The organism is Serratia sp. CY32780 (genome assembly GCF_052169135.1).
Lineage (GTDB): Bacteria > Pseudomonadota > Gammaproteobacteria > Enterobacterales > Enterobacteriaceae > Serratia > Serratia sarumanii.
This window is the reverse complement of record NZ_JBJNLI010000001.1, coordinates 2,292,948-2,308,208: the sequence shown is the minus strand read 5'-3', so window position 1 is coordinate 2,308,208 and position 15,261 is coordinate 2,292,948. Positions and strand designations below refer to the sequence as shown.

Sequence of the window (15,261 nt, the reverse complement as noted above, 5' to 3'; positions counted from 1 at the left end):
AAAACCGCCAGACAGAGCCCCCGCAGGCGCGGGAGCCCATCGTATCAGGCGCCCAAACCGCCAAGGCACAGGTATTTGATTTCGAGATAGTCTTCGATGCCGTATTTTGAGCCTTCGCGCCCCAAACCTGAGTGCTTCATGCCGCCGAACGGCGCCACCTCGGTGGAGATCAGCCCTTCGTTGATGCCGACGATGCCGTACTCCAGCGCTTCGGCCACGCGCATCACTCGGCCGATGTCGCGGCTGTAGAAGTAAGCGGCCAGGCCGAACGGCGTGTCGTTGGCCAGTTCGACGGCGTCGGCCTCGTGGCTGAAGCGGATCAGGGGCGCCACCGGGCCGAACGTCTCCTCGCGGAAGATTTTCGCCGTGCGCGGCACGTCGGTCAGGATGGTCGGGGTGAAGAAATTGCCGCCCAGCGCGTCAGGCTTGCCGCCCAGCAGCACCGATGCGCCGTGTTCGACGGCGTCGGCGATATGCTCGCGCACTTTCTCCACTGCGTCCGGGTTAATCAGCGGGCCGATGGTGACGCCCTCATCCAGCCCGTTGCCGACTTTCAGCTTGGCGACGGCGGCTTTCAGTTTGGCGGCGAAGGCGTCGTATACGCCGTCCTGCACCAGAAAACGGTTGGTGCAGACGCAGGTCTGGCCGGCGTTGCGGTATTTCGAGGCGACCGCGCCGGCCACGGCGGCGTCCAGATCGGCGTCGTCGAACACGATAAACGGCGCGTTGCCGCCCAGCTCCATGCTGGTTTTCTTGATGGTGGGCGCGCACTGGGCCAGCAGCTGCGCGCCGACTTCGGTGCTGCCGGTGAAGGAGAGTTTACGCACATCCGGGTTGGCGGTGAGTTCGCCGCCGATGCCCTTGCTGGGGCCGGTGATCACGTTGCACACCCCGGCGGGCAGCCCGGCGCGCTCCGCCAGCACGGCGATCGCCAGCGCCGAGAACGGCGTCTGGCTGGCGGGGCGGATCACCCCGGTACAGCCGGCGGCCCAGCCGGGGCCGGCTTTGCGGGTGATCATCGCCGCCGGGAAGTTCCACGGGGTGATGGCGGCGAACACGCCGATCGGCTCTTTCTGCACGATAATGCGGCGACCGGCCTGCGGCTGCGGAATGGTGTCGCCGTAGACCCGCTTGCCTTCCTCGGCGAACCATTCGATAAAGGAGGCGGCATAGGCGATCTCACCGCGGCTTTCGGCCAGCGGTTTGCCCTGTTCCGCCGTCATGATGCGAGCCAGATCGTCCTGATTTTCCATCATCAGTTCAAACAGCCGCCGCAGCTTGCCGGCGCGTTCTTTGGCGGTCAGCGCACGCCAGGCGGGCAGCGCTTTTTTGGCGGCGGCGATGGCGCGCGCGGTTTCTTCGGCGCCGAAGGCCGGCACGTGGCCGACCAGCTCGCCGTTGGCGGGGTTATGAATGGCGATCGAACGGCCTGCTTGGGCCGGCAACCATTGCCCGTCGATGTAATTGGCCTCGCGGAACAGCGTGGGATCCTTGAGGGTAGCGCTGATGCTGGTGCTCATTGTTCTCTTCCTTTGCTGAGTTCAACAGAATGGTCTATCCCATACGGCTACCCTTTACCCTAGCAAACTTTGCCGCCGCCGTTTGCCGCCGCGACGACAAGATGAGCGTTTTCTTTATGCGCACCTTCTGTACAAAAAATATCCGCCGCCGGGCCGATACTGAAAGAGCAGGCATATGACCCTTTTCGATGTGATTAAAAGGAGTGTGCGAATGATGAAATCAGTGGACAGACATCTCGCGGCCTACGGCAGCGAAATGGATTTTTTGGCGTCGAGCATCGCCCTGATGGAATGGCAAGGGCGGCAGATTGACGCCGGGCAGGTGGCCGGCAATATGTCGGAACAGCAAAGCCGCCTGTTCTTTGCGCGGTTGCGTTATTTTCGTCAGCTTTATCAGGCCGCATCGGCGGCCGAACACAGCCTGTAATCTTCCGATTCAGCCCCGCCGCAGCGGGGCTTTTCATTTCAGCGGCGCCACACCCCGGTCGCCAGCGTCGCCGGCGAATATTCCAGATCGCGTCCCCGCCACGGCAGCGCCGCCGCAAAACGCCAGGCGCGATGAACGTCAAACCGCCAATAGCGTTCCGCCCCTTCAACGCCGGGATGCCCTTCCGCCTGCCAGAGGATCTGCGTTTTTCCCTGCAGATGCAGCACGTCGCCGCGCTCAAAATCGATGAACAGCAGCGCCGCCCGCGGTTCGGCCAGCAGGTTGCCCAACGTATTCATATAGCGGTTGCCGCGAAAGTCCGGCATCCACAGCGTGTCGCCTTCCAGATGGATAAAGCCGGGCCGCCCGCCGCGATGGGAAATATCGACGCCGCCCTGCGCCAGTTCCAGGTGCGCGCCGCTGGCGACGAAGCTGGTGTCCGCGGTGCGGATCAGCGCCTGCGCCGCCGCATCGAGCGAAGCTAAATGCTCAACCGGCTGTGGCCGGCTCTCCACCGGGTAGAGTTCGCGGCGCTGAATGTACTGCGGGCAGTTGCCGAAGCTTTGGTGAACGACGATCTCCACCCGGTTTTTGTCGGTGCGGCCGACGGTGCCGTTGGCGCGGTTGCGTCGCCGGTTGCTGAAGTCGAGCCCGAGCGCGCCGACCGGTTTGCCGGGCAGCAACAGCGCCTGGGCGGGATCGTCGCTGCGGCGCGGCGCGCTGATGCGCAGGTGCGTGTCGTCCGGCGTGCGTAAAAACCCGGACGGGCCGCTGAACAGGGTGGCGATGGGCCAGCCCTGTTCGTCCAGCGTGGCGACGAACAGGTAGGGCAACGCGGCGAAAAACGCGCGGTGCTGATCCGGCATCGCGGGGTAGATGCCGCCGCCCACGCGATCGAAACCGGCCAGCGTTTGCGCGCGCAGCTCATCGGGGTGGAACCGTTGCGGGATCATGGCGTCAGCTCGCCGCCGGTTCCGGCAGGGCCGGCATGGCGAAGAAGCCGGGAAGCGCCGCGATGCTCGCCACCCAGCGGCGTATGGCGGGGTAAGGCGCCAGCGAAATGCCGCCTTCGGCCGCGACCGCCACATAGCTGTAGCAGGCCAAATCGGCGATGGTCGCCTGTTCGCCGGCCAGATAGTCGCGCTCGCTCAGGTGCTGCTCCATCTGCGGCAGAAAACGATCGCTGATTGCCCGCGCCGCCTGATAATCCTCCGGCACCGCGAACTGGGCGATCAGCCGGCAGGAGGCCGGGCCGTAGCGCACTTCACCGGCGGCTTTGGAAAGCCAGGCCTGCACTCGCGCCGCCGCCGCCGGCTGTTCCGGCAGCCAGTGGCTGTTCGGCGCATAGCGCTTCACCAGATAGACCAGAATGGCGTTGCTGTCGGCCAGCGTCAGATCGCCGTCCTGCAAGACCGGGATCTGGCCGAACGGGTTGAGCCGGCGAAAGGCCGCGCTCTGGCGTACCTCCGCCGAGGCTTCTACCCATTCATAGGGCAGCGCCAGCATGCGCAGCAGCAACGCCACGCGGTGAACGTGGCCGGAAAGCGGGGTGCCGTAGAGGGTGATGGTGGACATGGCGTTTCTCCTCACTGTTTTTTTTCAGCATACTCTTGCGGTGAATGAACGGAATCCGGCAATGTGGAAATTGATAATTTCATTTTTCGGAAGAGTCTATGGATCGATTAGACGAGTTGGCCATCTTCGTGGCGGTGGTGCAGCAGGGCAGCCTGGCGGCGGCCGGGCGCAAACTGCGGCGCTCGGCGCCGGCGATCACCCGGGCGATCGCCGCGCTGGAACAGCGGTTCGGCACCCGACTGGTGGAACGCACCACCCGGCGGCTGGCGCCTACCGAAGCGGGCGTGCGCCTGCTGGAGCGCGCGCAACAGCTGCTGCAGGATTATCAGGCGGTGGTGCAGGATACCGCTGAAGCGCAGCTGAGCGGCTTGCTGCGCGTCACCTCGCCGGTGCAGTTCGGCCGCCGCTACGTGGCGCCGGTGGTGATGGCGTTTCTCGATGATTACCCACAGATGCAGATCGAAATGGTGTTGAACGATCGCAATCTCGATCTGATTGACGAAGGATTGGATATCGCGGTGCGCATCGGTCATCTGCAGGACTCTTCCCGCGTGGCGCGGCGGCTGGGGCAGGTCAGCCGGGTGACGGTCGCCAGCCCGGCTTACCTGGCGCGCTGCGGCGAGCCGCGCTCGCCGGCGCAACTGGCGGAGCACGCCACCATCGTTGGCACCCAGCGGCCGTCGCTGCGCGAATGGCGCTTCGGCCCGCAGGAAAACGGCGAGCGCGTGCGCTTGGCTCCCCGGCTGTTGCTCAACGACGTGGAGGCGCAGCTGCTGGCGGTGCGCGCCGGCAAGGGCATCGCCCGGCTGCTCTCGTATCAGGTAGCGGACGATCTGGCCGCTGGCACGCTGGTGCGGCTGCTGGCGGACCATGAACCGTTGCCGATGCCGGTACAGCTGGTGGCGCAGCAGGCGCAGCGCATGCCGCTGAAGGTGCGCGCCTTTTGGGATTATGCGTTTGAACGGCTCAGCGCATTGCCGCAAATTCAGCCGGACGGGCGGGGAAAATAAGCGCGAAAAGTTTCATGGGTTAAACTTTTTCGCCGCCTGTCTCATTTTATTTTACCGGGCGCGCATTGCTGATGCGCCCATCTTGACAATAACGTTGCCGGTGCTAATAGTTAATTCATATCTTAAATAATAAACGAAGTTTAATATATGAAACAACTTGCGGGGAGCTATGACAACGGCGCCACGGTGGATAATGAAGACGCTATTTTGACTTCATTTCAAACTCGCAGCGCGGCTATTTATCATCAGGCTAAGCATGAAAAGAATATTGCGTATGGCGAAAGCGAACGCGAGACGTTTGATTGGCTTTATTCTGCAAAGCAGCACCAGGGCACGTTAATTTTTATTCACGGCGGCTATTGGCAATGCTGCGATAAGGCGGATTTCGCCTTTATCGCCGCCGGGCCGTTGGCGTTGGGTTTTGACGTGGTGCTGGTGGAATATGCGCTGGCGCCGGCGGTTAATCTTGACGCCATTTGCCGCCAGGTGGGGGCGGCGCTTGATGCCATTCAGCGTCGTCTGCCGCCGCACTATGCCCATCCGGTGCATCTGTGCGGCCATTCCGCCGGCGGACATCTGGCGGCGTTTTGGCAGCGGCATGCGTTGGTGGATGCGGTCTTTCCCGTCAGCGGCCTGTTCGAACTGGCGCCGCTGCAAGAGAGCTATGTCAACCGGGCGCTGCAGCTGACCGCGCGGCAGATTGAAACGCTCAGCCCGGCGCGCCGGCTGCCGGCGCGCAGTAAGCCGCTCACGTTGTATTACGGCGCTGATGAGCTGCCGGAACTGATCGGCCAGTCGCAGCACTATCACGCGGCGCTGCGCCAAGGCGGGCTGCCGGCCGATCTGGTCGCGGTGCCCGGCGCCAATCATTTCACCATTCTGGATGCGTTGTTCGCCGCCGACGGCGCGCTGCTTCGCCAACTTGACCACCACGGGAACCACTGACATGCGCGAAATCGTAGCGACCGGGCTGCCGGAGATCGGCCAGCCTTTTTCCTGGGCTACCCGGGGCGGCGGCATGCTGTTTACCGCCCACGGCCCGGTGCGGGCGGACGGCAGCATAGAGACCGGCGCGTCGGAGCAACAGATTGCGTTAACCTTCGACAACCTGGCGCAGGCGCTGAAGGCGGCGGGCAGCCACGGCGATAAGGTGCTGCAGGTGATCGTTTATCTTACCGACGTCAACGACGTTAAATTGCTCGATGATATTTACCGGAAATACTTTAATTATCCTTATCCCAATCGCTCCACGGTTATTGTCGAAAAATTGGTGGTGCCGGGAATGAAAATAGAAATTACCGTCAGCGCCATCGCCTGATTTAATTTCTCATTAAGTCCGTCTTCATATTAATTCAATAACGAGTTAAGGATGCGTCATGTTTAAACAGATTGCAGCTTCCGCGGCCGATTCTGTTCCATCGCTGATGGGAGTCTATTTGCAGGATCCCAATCCGCAAAAAGTGAATTTAGGCATTGGCCTCTATTACGACCGGCGGAATGATTTTCGCCCGGCCGTATGTGCTTGTCGGGGCTAAACCCCGGCAATATCGACTACGTGACCGCCGCCATTCTCGACGTCACCCGTACCGTCTAACTTCGCTCGGGAACCCAGCCATGCCACAGATGAATGATTTTGAGCATATCGCCCGCCGTCAGGGCGGGTTGAACAAGCATCTTACCGCCGGGCAGATGTCGATGCTGGCGATCGGCGGCGCCATCGGCACCGGGCTGTTTCTCGGCAGCGCCTACGCCATTCAGATGGCGGGGCCGGCGGTATTGCTGAGCTACCTGATCGGCGGCGTTATTGCGCTGCTGTTGATGGGCAGTCTGGCGGAAATGACCTCCGAACACCCGACGCCCGGCTCGTTCGGCGACTACGCCGAATTCTATCTCGGCCCGCTGTTCGGTTTTCTGGTGCGTTATTCCTACTGGTCTTGCGTGGTGCTGGCGGTGGGCACCGAAGTTACCGCCATCGGCATGTACATGCAGTTCTGGTTCCCGGCGACGCCGACCTGGCCGTGGGTGCTGCTGTTCTCGGCGGCGGTGATCGTCGTCAATGTGATCGGCGTGAAGTCGTTCGGCCAGGTGGAATACGCGCTGTCCACCGTCAAAGTGACGGCGATCGTGGCGTTCATTCTGATCGGTCTCGGCATGCTGGCGTTCTCGGGCAACCCGGCTTACGGCCTGCGCAACCTGACCGCCGGCGGCTTCATGCCGTTTGGCGTCAAGGGCATGTGGTTCGCAACGATCGTGTCCATCTTCAGCTACCTGAGCATTGAAATGATCGCGGTGGCCGCCGGCGAGGCGAAAAATCCGGTGATTGCGGTGAAGGCGGCGTTCAAGGGCACCCTCGTGCGGCTGTTCATCTTCTACATGCTGTCGATCGCCCTGATGCTGGCCATCGTGCCCTGGCGCCAGTCCGGCACCGGTGAAAGCCCGTTCCTGATGGCGATGAACGTCATCCATCTGCCCGCCGCCGCCGGTATTTTCAACTTTATCGTGCTGGTGGCGGCGCTGTCGGCGATGAACAGCCAGCTGTATATCACCACCCGCATGATGTTCTCGCTGTCGCGCGCCGGGCAGGCGCCGGCGGCATTGGGGCGCGTCAGCCGGCGCGGCATTCCGGTCAATGCGCTGGCGATGTCGTGCATCGGCATCGTGGTGTCTATCGTGCTGAGCCTGGTGGCGCCGGAAACCTCGTTCGCCGCCATGATGTCCATTTCGGTGTATGGCGCCTGCTTTACCTGGCTGATGATTTTCGTCACCCATCTGTTCTTCCGCCGCCAGCATCGGCAGACCCACCTGAAATTCCGCATGTGGGGGTTCCCCTATACCACCTTGCTGGGCACCGGGCTGATGGCGGCGCTGATGATCTCGACCGCGTTTACCGAATTCTTCCGCATGACGCTGTGGTTCGGTATTCCGTTCACCTTGCTGCTGGTGGCGGCCTACCGCTTCCAAAGCCGCCGCGCGGCGGCGCCGTCGCCCGGAGGTGGAGTAATGCGGGAGAGGGGCTGAGGCGCGCCTCAGCCCCGGGGATTACAGCTGGCTTTTCGGGATCAGGTGGTCGCCGAAGCTCAGGCGCTGGCGGCCCGGTTCGATTTCGGTCAGCGGCGCCACTTCGCGCAGCGAGGATTTGCAGCGCTGAACCAGATCCTGATATTCGCGGGTGCCGGCGATCTTCCAGGCCAGTTCTTGCTCGGTCAGATCGCGCAACACGCGCGCCGGGCTGCCGACCACCAGCTTGTTGGCTTCGAGAGTCGCCGCGGCTTTGACGAACGCCATCGCGCCGACGATGGTGTTCTCGCCGATCTCCGCGCCGTCCATCACCACCGCATTCATGCCCACCATCGCATTGCGGCGAATGCGACAGCCGTGCAGGATGGCGCCGTGGCCGATATGGCCGTCTTCTTCCACCACCGTGTCCTGCTGCGGGAAGCCGTGCATCACGCAGTTGTCCTGAATGTTGGCGCCGTCGCAGATCACCAGGCGGCCAAAATCGCCGCGCAGGCTGGCGTTCGGGCCGATGTACACGTGTTTGCCGACGATCACGTCGCCGATCAGCACCGCCGTCGGGTGCACGTAACTGCTGGGGTCAACGACCGGCGTCAGGCCGTCAATTTGATACACAGGCATAGCGTGAGTTCCTTAATATGTAGGGTCGCGCGGCAGGCCGCCGAAGCGCCGATAGTAGCCGGCGGCCGGCGCGGGCAGGGCGCCGATGGTGGTTTCCGCCAGCGCGCTGACGTACTCCGTCGCGGCGCGATCGACCTGCTGATAGAGATTGATGCACAGATTGCGGGCGATCTGGCCCTCCCACTGCGCGGGCAGCAGCGCGTCCGGCAGCAGCGGATCTTTCAACACCACGCGACGGAAGAAGTGAATCAATAATAGCTTAATCTGGAAACAGCGCAGCGGCGTCAGCGCCGCCGGATCGACTTCGCGCAGCAGCGCCATCAGCGGCCGGAAGGAGACGATAAACTCGTGATAGCCGGCCGCCACCTCGCTCAGCGACCAGCAGTCGGCCACCAATTTCTGCAGGGTTTGCTCGGAGCGGTTGTAGGGATAATCGGCGCGGAAATAAATCACCTGCTCGCTGGCGTTCAGCTCGCCGAGCAGCGCCGTTACGTCGGTTTGCGCATGGGTAGGAGCGGCCATCAGGTTGCTGGCGATTTGCCCGAACCCGAGCCAGCCCAGCTCTTTTTTCAGCCGCGCGCGCGCGTTTTTTTCGGCGCTTTCCAGCAGCAACAGCTCCCACTTGCCGTCCCAGGCGGGCTGCTCGCGCAAATAGATTTTCGATTCGGCGTGGCGAAACTGGCGCATTCCCTGCTCGGTCACGCGGTAGAAGCTGCGGCGGCCTATTTTCTCCACCGCCAGCCACCCTTCTTTTTGCAGGCGGAACACCGAGGTGCGCACGAAGCGATCGCCGAAGCCGAAGGCCTCCAGCAGCGCGCTCAGGCTGCCGAGCCACACTTCGCCGCCGCGGTGGCTGAGCGCGTCGCCGTACAGCGAAATGATCAGCGAGGTGCCGCTGATCGGCTGCGCGTCGACGGCATGGCGAATGAACTCATCCAGTTTATGTTCCATATTTTTCCATGGGTTAGCCTTCGATGAGCCATAACATTACGCCTAATTTAAGGCGGCGTCATCCGTGACGCCGTGCGCCTCAGCGCGGCCGCAAATCGACCACGCGCTGCGCTTTGCCTTCCGAGCGCGGAATATCGCCGCAGTTGGCGATGCTGACGTCGGTGCTGACGCCCACGATCGATTTGATGTGGTGGCGCAGCTGGTGGCAGATGTCGCAACGCTGCTGGTGGCTGAGGCTGAGCGCCGATTCTTTCAGCTCGACGCGCACCGCCAGCGTGTCCAGGTGCCCGCTGCGGCTGACCTGCAGCTGATAGTGCGGCGACAGCTGCTCGAACTGCATGATCTGCTCTTCCACCTGCGACGGGAAGACGTTGACGCCGCGGATGATCAGCATGTCGTCGGAGCGGCCGGTGATTTTGCCCATGCGGCGCATCTGGCGTGCGTCGCCCGGCAGCAGCCGGGTGAGATCGCGGGTGCGGTAGCGGATCACCGGCAGCGCCTCTTTGGTCAGGGTGGTGAACACCAGTTCGCCGTGCTCGCCGTCCGGCAGGGCGACGCCGGTTTCCGGGCAGATGATCTCCGGCAGGAAGTGGTCTTCCCAAATGGTGGGGCCGCCGCCGCTTTCTAGGCACTCCATCGCCACGCCCGGCCCCATCACTTCCGACAGGCCGTAAATGTCCAGCGCCTTGATGCCCATGCGGGTTTCGATTTCGTGGCGCAGGGCTTCGGTCCAGGGTTCGGCGCCGAACACGCCGAGCCGCAGCGAGCAGCCGCGCGCGTCGCCGCCCATCTTGCGTTCCAGCTCGTCGATCAGCGTCAGGCAATAGGACGGCGTCACCATGATGATGTCGGGTTTGAAATCGAGGATCAGCTGCGCCTGGCGTTCCGTCTGGCCGCCGGACATCGGGATCACCGTCGCGCCGAGCCGCTCCGCGCCGTAGTGCGCGCCAAGGCCGCCGGTGAACAGGCCGTAACCGTAGGCGACGTGCACCTTGTCTTTGGCGGTGGCGCCGCCGGCGCGCAGGCAGCGGGCGACGATATCGGCCCAGTTATCGATGTCGCGCTGGGTATAACCCACTACCGTCGGGCGGCCGGTGGTCCCCGAGGAGGCGTGGATGCGCACCACCTGTTCCATCGGCACCGCGAAGGTGTCGAACGGGTAGTTGTCGCGCAGATCCTGCTTGGTGGTGTAGGGGAAGCGCGCCAGATCGCTCAGCTGCCTAAGATCGTCGGGGTGTACGCCGGCCTGGTCGAATTTGCGCTTGTACATCGGCACATTGTCGTAGGCGTGGTGCAGCGTCCACTTCAGACGCGCCAACTGCAACGCTTCAATCTCATCGCGCGAGGCGAATTCGATCGTTTCGAGGGGCTGTGGATTTATTGTCATGGTTAGCCTCAGGGGTCAGACACGCTCAATGATCATGGCGATGCCCTGGCCGACGCCGATGCACATGGTGCAAAGCGCGTAGCGGCCGGCTCGCCGTTCCAGTTCAAACAGGGCGGCCAGCGCCAGGCGCGCGCCGCTCATCCCCAGCGGATGCCCCAGAGCGATCGCGCCGCCGTTGGGGTTGACCTGCGGGGCATCGTCCGGCAGGCCAAGCTGGCGCATCACCGCCAGCGCCTGGGCGGCGAACGCTTCGTTCAGTTCGATAACGTCCATCTGCGCAAGGCTCAGCCCGGCGATTTCCAGCACCTTGCGGGTGGCCGGCAGCGGGCCGATGCCCATCAGCCGCGGCTCCACGCCGCAGGTGGCGGTGGCAACGATGCGCGCGCGCGGCGTCAGCCCCTGGCGCGCCGCCATCGCTTCGGAGGCGACGATCAGCGCCGCCGCACCGTCGTTCAGGCCCGAGGCGTTGCCGGCGGTGACGCTGCCGGGCTGACGGAACGGGGTTTTCAGCGCCTGCAGCTGCTCGAAGGTGGTGTCGGGGCGCGGGTGTTCATCCTGGCTAAACAGCGTCACCGCGCCTTTTTTGCCGCTGAGGCTGACCGGGGCTATTTCCTGCGCCAGGTGGCCCAGCGCCTGCGCCCGGGCGGCGCGCTGCTGGCTGCGCAGCGCAAAGGCGTCCTGATCGGCACGGCTGATGTTGAACTGCGCCGCGACGTTTTCGGCGGTCTCCGGCATCGAATCGGTGCCGAACTCGGCCTGCATCCGCGGATTGACGAAGCGCCAGCCGAGGGTGGTGTCGTACAGCTGCGCCTGGCGGCTGAAGGCGCTGTCGGCCTTGCCCATCACCAGCGGCGCACGGGTCATCGATTCCGCGCCGCCCGCCAGCAGCAGCCCGGCGTCGCCGGCCTTGATGCTGCGCGCCGCCATCGCCAGCGCATCCAGGCCCGATCCGCACAGGCGGTTTACCGTGGTGCCGGAAACGCCGACCGGCAATCCGGCCAGCAGCAGCGCCATGCGCGCCAGGTTGCGGTTGTCTTCCCCGGCCTGGTTGGCGCAGCCGAGGATCACGTCGTCCAGCTGCGCCCAATCCACCTGCGGATGGCGTTCCAACAGCACGCGCAGCGGCAGGGCGGCGAGGTCGTCGGCGCGCACCTGGGCCAGCGCGCCGCCATAGCGGCCGATCGGGGTGCGCACGCCGTCGCAGATAAATGCCTGATTCATGCCTGATCTCCTAAAATGCTGTGGCCGAGGCGGTGCGCGCGGCCGCGGAACCAGGCGACGGTTTTGCCCCGTTGGTTAACGATCTCGACGTCATACAGCCCGGTGGCTTTGCCCTGATGGCGCATCTCCGCGCTGGCGGTGAGGCGGTCGCCGGCCAGCGCCGGGCGGACGAAGTCGATGCTGCAGCCGGAGGCCACCGCCGCCAACCCCTGGCTGTTGCAGGCGTAGGCGAAGGCGGTGTCCGCCAGGCTGAACAGCTGGCCGCCGTGGCAGGTCTGGTGGCCGTTGAGCATCTGCGGGCCGACGGTCATGCTGACCTGAGCGTATCCGGCGTCGACGGCGTCGATGTGCATTCCCATCGCCTGAGCGCAGGTATCTTGCTGGAACATCTGTTCGGCGCAGCGCTGAGCCAGCGTGCGCGGCGTATTGGCGTTCATCGTTCGGCTCCTGGGAAAGAGGCGGGGGAAGCGTAGCGGCGCAGCAGCGGCATTGGGCGATAGCGCGCTTCGCCGTAATAGCGTTGCAGGTTTTCCAGCGTCGCCAGAATGTGGCGCCAGCCGAGCGCGGCGCCCCAGGCCAGCGGGCCGCGCGGATAGTTGACGCCGCGCAGCATCGCCAGATCGGTATCTTCGGCGCTGGCGACGCCTTTGTTCACCACGTCGAGCGCTTCGTTGGCCAGCATGGCCAGGGTGCGCATCGTCAGCAGGCCGGGGTAGTCCGGCAGTTGAATGACCTGCTTGCCAAGGGACTGCAATAGGCGAATCGCTTTGGCATTGTGTTGCGCATCGTTTTGCGCCGCGCAGCTGATGGCGATGGCGGAAGCGTGCGCATAGTCGGCACAGAGATCGAACAGCACCACGGGCGTTCCACGTTCGTCGGCCAGTTGGCTGGCGGTTTTACCATTGGTTAACATCAGTGTAACGTCGTCGATCGTGACGTGCGGGCTGGTCTGGCCGGGTTGTTTGATCGCCCCCGCATTTTCGATCAACAGTTCCGCCAAATCGGCCAGCGAAGACCAGTCGCCGTGCAGCGTAACGCGTTGCGGCAATGCGGCCTGCGCCGGAGGCGCAAAGGCGATCGCGGCGGCGGATCGCGGTGCGTCGTAGCGGTAGAAACCGCGGCCGGACTTGCGGCCGAGGCGCCCGGCCGCCACCAGCTCCTGCTGCACCAGTGAGGGCGTGAAGCGCGGATCCTGATAGAAGGCCTGATACACCGATTCGGTCACGGCGTAATTGACGTCCTGGCCGATCAGATCGGTCAACTGCAGCGGGCCCATGGCGAAGCCGCCGGCGTCGCGCAATACCGCGTCCAGCGTGGCGGCGTCGGCCACCCGTTCCTCAAGCGCGCGCAGGGTTTCGGCATAGAACGGCCGCGCCACGCGGTTGACGATAAATCCGGGCGTCGAGCGGCACACGACGCTTTGCTTACCCCAGCGCTGCGCCAGGACCTGCAGCGCGGCGAGGGTCTCGGTACCGGTCTCCAGACCGCTGACGATCTCCACCAGTTTCATCAGCGGCGCTGGGTTGAAGAAGTGCAGCCCGGCCATGCGCTGCGGGTGTTGCAGTGCGCCGGCGATGGCGGTGATCGACAGCGAAGAGGTATTGCTTACGAACAGCGTCGTGGGCGAGCAGATCGCCTCCAGATCGCGGAACAGGCTCTGCTTAATCGCCAAATTTTCCGCCACCGCTTCAATCACCAGCGTGCAGTCGGCCAGCTGCTCGAGCGAGTCGGCGCGTTCGAGGCGCGCCAGCAGCGCTTCGGTGGGCGCGGCGTCGGCCTTGCCGCCGTCTACCCGCTGGCGCAGGCGGCGAGCGAGATCGTCGATCGCGCGCTGGGCGGCGGCGGGCGCGATATCGAACAGCCGCACCGGGTGGCCGGCGGCGGCGGCCACCTGGGCGATGCCGATGCCCATGGTGCCGGCGCCGATCACCGCCACCTGGCCGTTAATAAGGGGCGCGTTCATGGCTATTTCCCGCTGAAGTTGGGCGTGCGTTTGGCAAAGAACGCGCTGACGCCTTCGCGATAGTCGTCGCTGCGGCCGCCCAGGCGTTGCAGATCGCGCTCCAGATCGAGCTGCTGATCGAGGCTGTTGGTGGCCGAGCTGTAGAGGGCTTTCTTGATCAGCCCCAGGCCGTAGGTCGGCTGGGTAGCCAGATGGCGCGCCAGCGTTTGCGTGCGGTCAGTCAATTCATCCGCCGGCACTACCTGCCAGATCATGCCCCACGCCAGCGCCTGTTGGGCGCTGATTTTGTCACCCAGCATGGCCATGCCCATCGCGCGGGCGTGGCCGGCCAGCCGCGGCAGGAACCAGCTGCCGCCGGAGTCAGGCACCAGCCCCAGACGGCAGAACGACTGAATGAAGCTGGCATTGTCGGCGGCGATGACGATATCGCACGCCAGGGCCAGCGCGGCGCCGGCGCCGGCCGCCACGCCGTTGACCGCGCACACCACCGGCTTCGGCAGGGCGGTCAGGCGACGGATCAGGGGGTTGTAGAAACGTTCGACCGACAGGCCGAGATCCGGCGCCTGTTGATCGGCGCTGACGTTGCGATCGTTGAGATCCTGCCCGGCGCAGAAACCGCGCCCGGCGCCGGCGATCAGCAGGCAGCGCACGCTGTCGTCGCGCTCGGCTTGCGTCAGCGCTTCGCTCAGCTGGCGATGCATCTCGTCGTTAAAGCTGTTGAGCCGATCCGGCCGGTTGAGGGTCAGCGTCAACACGCCGGCGTCGAGATGGCTGAGAATCAATGCGTTATCCATAAATCAGCGCCCCTGATAGTTTGGCGTACGTTTTTCGAAAAAGGCGGCGATGCCTTCGCGGCGATCGTCGGTGGCGGCCAGGGTGACGAACTGCTGACGCTCCATCGCCAGCCCCTGGCTGAGGCCGGTTTCCTCGGCCTGTTTCAGCGCCTGTTTGGCGGCGCGCAGCGCCAGCGGCGCCTGACGGCTGATGCGTTCGGCAATCTGCTGCGTGCGTTCCAGCGTCAGGGCATCGACGCACACTTCGCCGATCAGGCCGGCCTGCAGCGCGGTGCGGGCGTCGATAGGCTCGCCGGCCAGCACCATCTGGCTGGCGCGCGACTTGCCGACGCAGCGGATCAGGCGCTGGGTGCCCCCGGCGCCCGGTATCAGGCCGAGGGTGATCTCCGGCAGGCCGAAGCGGGCGCTTTCGCCGCCGATGACGATGTCGCAGGCCAGCGCCAGCTCACAGCCGGCGCCCAGGGCATAACCGTTCACCGCCGCCAGCAGCGGCTTGCTGAACTGCGCCAGACGCTGCCACAGCTGCGGACGGCGATCCGCCAGCGCGGCCGGCAGATCCTGCTGTTGCAGTTCGCGCAGATCGGCGCCGGCGGCGAAGAAGCGCGCCGCACCGGCGATCACCACGGCGCCCACGCCGCTGTCGGCGTCGGCCTGCTCCAGGCGGGCAACCAGCTGTTCCAGGCACGGCGTGCTCAGGGCGTTGCGCGCCTCCGGGCGATGCAGCGTCAGCGTGACCACGCGGTGCTGCTGCTGATGTAAAATAAAGGGGGTGTCCAT

General features: G+C 64.5%; 17 protein-coding genes. 6 read left to right on the top strand and 11 right to left on the bottom strand.

The window, feature by feature from the left end; genetic code table 11:
- Positions 1 to 44: 44 nt before the first annotated feature.
- On the bottom strand, positions 45 to 1,520 hold the full coding sequence (gene gabD / locus ACJ8HH_RS11235) for an NADP-dependent succinate-semialdehyde dehydrogenase (protein WP_060387985.1): 1,476 nt from the start codon (positions 1,518 to 1,520) through the stop codon (positions 45 to 47).
- Between the two features lie 211 nt (positions 1,521 to 1,731).
- On the opposite strand from gabD, the gene ACJ8HH_RS11230 reads away from it, so the two are divergent.
- Complete coding sequence (locus ACJ8HH_RS11230) at positions 1,732 to 1,947, top strand: glycogen synthase (protein ID WP_033647872.1); 216 nt, start codon at positions 1,732 to 1,734, stop codon at positions 1,945 to 1,947.
- 38 nt (positions 1,948 to 1,985) lie between these two features.
- On the opposite strand, the gene ACJ8HH_RS11225 is transcribed toward ACJ8HH_RS11230, so the two are convergent.
- Complete coding sequence (locus ACJ8HH_RS11225) at positions 1,986 to 2,900, bottom strand: pyridoxamine 5'-phosphate oxidase family protein (RefSeq protein WP_049211410.1); 915 nt, start codon at positions 2,898 to 2,900, stop codon at positions 1,986 to 1,988.
- Positions 2,901 to 2,904: 4 nt separating this feature from the next.
- The gene (locus tag ACJ8HH_RS11220) at positions 2,905 to 3,522 is read right to left on the bottom strand and encodes a glutathione S-transferase family protein (RefSeq protein WP_033653568.1); all 618 of its coding nucleotides are present in this window, start codon (positions 3,520 to 3,522) and stop codon (positions 2,905 to 2,907) included.
- A gap of 98 nt (positions 3,523 to 3,620) precedes the next feature.
- On the opposite strand from ACJ8HH_RS11220, the gene ACJ8HH_RS11215 reads away from it, so the two are divergent.
- From ACJ8HH_RS11215 to ACJ8HH_RS11195, 5 genes are all read left to right on the top strand, one after another.
- Positions 3,621 to 4,532, top strand: a complete 912-nt coding sequence (locus tag ACJ8HH_RS11215; protein WP_033647869.1) for a LysR family transcriptional regulator — start codon at positions 3,621 to 3,623, stop codon at positions 4,530 to 4,532.
- A gap of 147 nt (positions 4,533 to 4,679) precedes the next feature.
- Positions 4,680 to 5,477: an alpha/beta hydrolase gene (locus ACJ8HH_RS11210; RefSeq protein WP_033647868.1), complete on the top strand. Its 798-nt coding sequence runs from the start codon at positions 4,680 to 4,682 to the stop codon at positions 5,475 to 5,477.
- A gap of 1 nt (position 5,478) precedes the next feature.
- Positions 5,479 to 5,850, top strand: coding sequence for a RidA family protein (locus ACJ8HH_RS11205; protein ID WP_033647867.1), 372 nt, complete (start codon positions 5,479 to 5,481; stop codon positions 5,848 to 5,850).
- 58 nt (positions 5,851 to 5,908) lie between these two features.
- Positions 5,909 to 6,067: a hypothetical protein gene (locus ACJ8HH_RS11200; protein ID WP_225845516.1), complete on the top strand. Its 159-nt coding sequence runs from the start codon at positions 5,909 to 5,911 to the stop codon at positions 6,065 to 6,067.
- 79 nt (positions 6,068 to 6,146) lie between these two features.
- The gene (locus tag ACJ8HH_RS11195; RefSeq protein WP_033647866.1) at positions 6,147 to 7,550 is read left to right on the top strand and encodes an amino acid permease; all 1,404 of its coding nucleotides are present in this window, start codon (positions 6,147 to 6,149) and stop codon (positions 7,548 to 7,550) included.
- A 21-nt stretch (positions 7,551 to 7,571) separates the two neighbouring features.
- Here the strand turns inward: ACJ8HH_RS11195 and paaY are convergent, their stop codons facing one another.
- The 8 genes from paaY to paaF all read right to left on the bottom strand — a co-directional run bounded on the left by paaY (position 7,572) and on the right by paaF (position 15,261).
- The gene (gene paaY, locus ACJ8HH_RS11190; protein ID WP_033635110.1) at positions 7,572 to 8,168 is read right to left on the bottom strand and encodes a phenylacetic acid degradation protein PaaY; all 597 of its coding nucleotides are present in this window, start codon (positions 8,166 to 8,168) and stop codon (positions 7,572 to 7,574) included.
- 12 nt (positions 8,169 to 8,180) lie between these two features.
- Positions 8,181 to 9,119 (bottom strand): phenylacetic acid degradation operon negative regulatory protein PaaX, encoded by a 939-nt coding sequence (paaX, locus tag ACJ8HH_RS11185; RefSeq protein WP_033647864.1) that lies wholly within the window; start codon positions 9,117 to 9,119, stop codon positions 8,181 to 8,183.
- Positions 9,120 to 9,198: 79 nt separating this feature from the next.
- On the bottom strand, positions 9,199 to 10,506 hold the full coding sequence (gene paaK / locus ACJ8HH_RS11180) for a phenylacetate--CoA ligase PaaK (protein ID WP_060451668.1): 1,308 nt from the start codon (positions 10,504 to 10,506) through the stop codon (positions 9,199 to 9,201).
- A gap of 15 nt (positions 10,507 to 10,521) precedes the next feature.
- Entirely contained in the window at positions 10,522 to 11,727 is a 1,206-nt protein-coding gene (gene pcaF / locus ACJ8HH_RS11175; RefSeq protein ID WP_060451667.1) for a 3-oxoadipyl-CoA thiolase, read from the bottom strand.
- Positions 11,724 to 12,164 carry a hydroxyphenylacetyl-CoA thioesterase PaaI gene (gene paaI / locus ACJ8HH_RS11170; RefSeq protein WP_060451666.1) on the bottom strand — a complete coding sequence of 147 codons (441 nt, stop codon included), beginning with the start codon at positions 12,162 to 12,164 and terminating at the stop codon, positions 11,724 to 11,726. The genes pcaF and paaI overlap by 4 nt, the downstream gene beginning before the upstream one ends.
- The gene (locus ACJ8HH_RS11165) at positions 12,161 to 13,690 is read right to left on the bottom strand and encodes a 3-hydroxyacyl-CoA dehydrogenase (protein WP_060451665.1); all 1,530 of its coding nucleotides are present in this window, start codon (positions 13,688 to 13,690) and stop codon (positions 12,161 to 12,163) included. The genes paaI and ACJ8HH_RS11165 overlap by 4 nt, the downstream gene beginning before the upstream one ends.
- A gap of 2 nt (positions 13,691 to 13,692) precedes the next feature.
- Positions 13,693 to 14,484, bottom strand: coding sequence for a 2-(1,2-epoxy-1,2-dihydrophenyl)acetyl-CoA isomerase PaaG (gene paaG, locus ACJ8HH_RS11160; RefSeq protein WP_033653574.1), 792 nt, complete (start codon positions 14,482 to 14,484; stop codon positions 13,693 to 13,695).
- 3 nt (positions 14,485 to 14,487) lie between these two features.
- The gene (gene paaF, locus ACJ8HH_RS11155) at positions 14,488 to 15,261 is read right to left on the bottom strand and encodes a 2,3-dehydroadipyl-CoA hydratase PaaF (RefSeq protein WP_060451664.1); all 774 of its coding nucleotides are present in this window, start codon (positions 15,259 to 15,261) and stop codon (positions 14,488 to 14,490) included.

Excerpts from the sequence above, each read along its gene's own strand:
- gabD (WP_060387985.1), bottom strand. The coding sequence starts at position 1,520 with ATGAGCACCAGCATCAGCGCTACCCTCAAGGATCCCACGCTGTTCCGC.
- ACJ8HH_RS11230 (WP_033647872.1), top strand. The coding sequence starts at position 1,732 with ATGATGAAATCAGTGGACAGACATCTCGCGGCCTACGGCAGCGAAATG.
- ACJ8HH_RS11225 (WP_049211410.1), bottom strand. The coding sequence starts at position 2,900 with ATGATCCCGCAACGGTTCCACCCCGATGAGCTGCGCGCGCAAACGCTG.
- ACJ8HH_RS11220 (WP_033653568.1), bottom strand. The coding sequence starts at position 3,522 with ATGTCCACCATCACCCTCTACGGCACCCCGCTTTCCGGCCACGTTCAC.
- ACJ8HH_RS11215 (WP_033647869.1), top strand. The coding sequence starts at position 3,621 with ATGGATCGATTAGACGAGTTGGCCATCTTCGTGGCGGTGGTGCAGCAG.
- ACJ8HH_RS11210 (WP_033647868.1), top strand. The coding sequence starts at position 4,680 with ATGAAACAACTTGCGGGGAGCTATGACAACGGCGCCACGGTGGATAAT.
- ACJ8HH_RS11205 (WP_033647867.1), top strand. The coding sequence starts at position 5,479 with ATGCGCGAAATCGTAGCGACCGGGCTGCCGGAGATCGGCCAGCCTTTT.
- ACJ8HH_RS11200 (WP_225845516.1), top strand. The coding sequence starts at position 5,909 with ATGTTTAAACAGATTGCAGCTTCCGCGGCCGATTCTGTTCCATCGCTG.
- ACJ8HH_RS11195 (WP_033647866.1), top strand. The coding sequence starts at position 6,147 with ATGCCACAGATGAATGATTTTGAGCATATCGCCCGCCGTCAGGGCGGG.
- paaY (WP_033635110.1), bottom strand. The coding sequence starts at position 8,168 with ATGCCTGTGTATCAAATTGACGGCCTGACGCCGGTCGTTGACCCCAGC.
- paaX (WP_033647864.1), bottom strand. The coding sequence starts at position 9,119 with ATGGAACATAAACTGGATGAGTTCATTCGCCATGCCGTCGACGCGCAG.
- paaK (WP_060451668.1), bottom strand. The coding sequence starts at position 10,506 with ATGACAATAAATCCACAGCCCCTCGAAACGATCGAATTCGCCTCGCGC.
- pcaF (WP_060451667.1), bottom strand. The coding sequence starts at position 11,727 with ATGAATCAGGCATTTATCTGCGACGGCGTGCGCACCCCGATCGGCCGC.
- paaI (WP_060451666.1), bottom strand. The coding sequence starts at position 12,164 with ATGAACGCCAATACGCCGCGCACGCTGGCTCAGCGCTGCGCCGAACAG.
- ACJ8HH_RS11165 (WP_060451665.1), bottom strand. The coding sequence starts at position 13,690 with ATGAACGCGCCCCTTATTAACGGCCAGGTGGCGGTGATCGGCGCCGGC.
- paaG (WP_033653574.1), bottom strand. The coding sequence starts at position 14,484 with ATGGATAACGCATTGATTCTCAGCCATCTCGACGCCGGCGTGTTGACG.
- paaF (WP_060451664.1), bottom strand. The coding sequence starts at position 15,261 with ATGGACACCCCCTTTATTTTACATCAGCAGCAGCACCGCGTGGTCACG.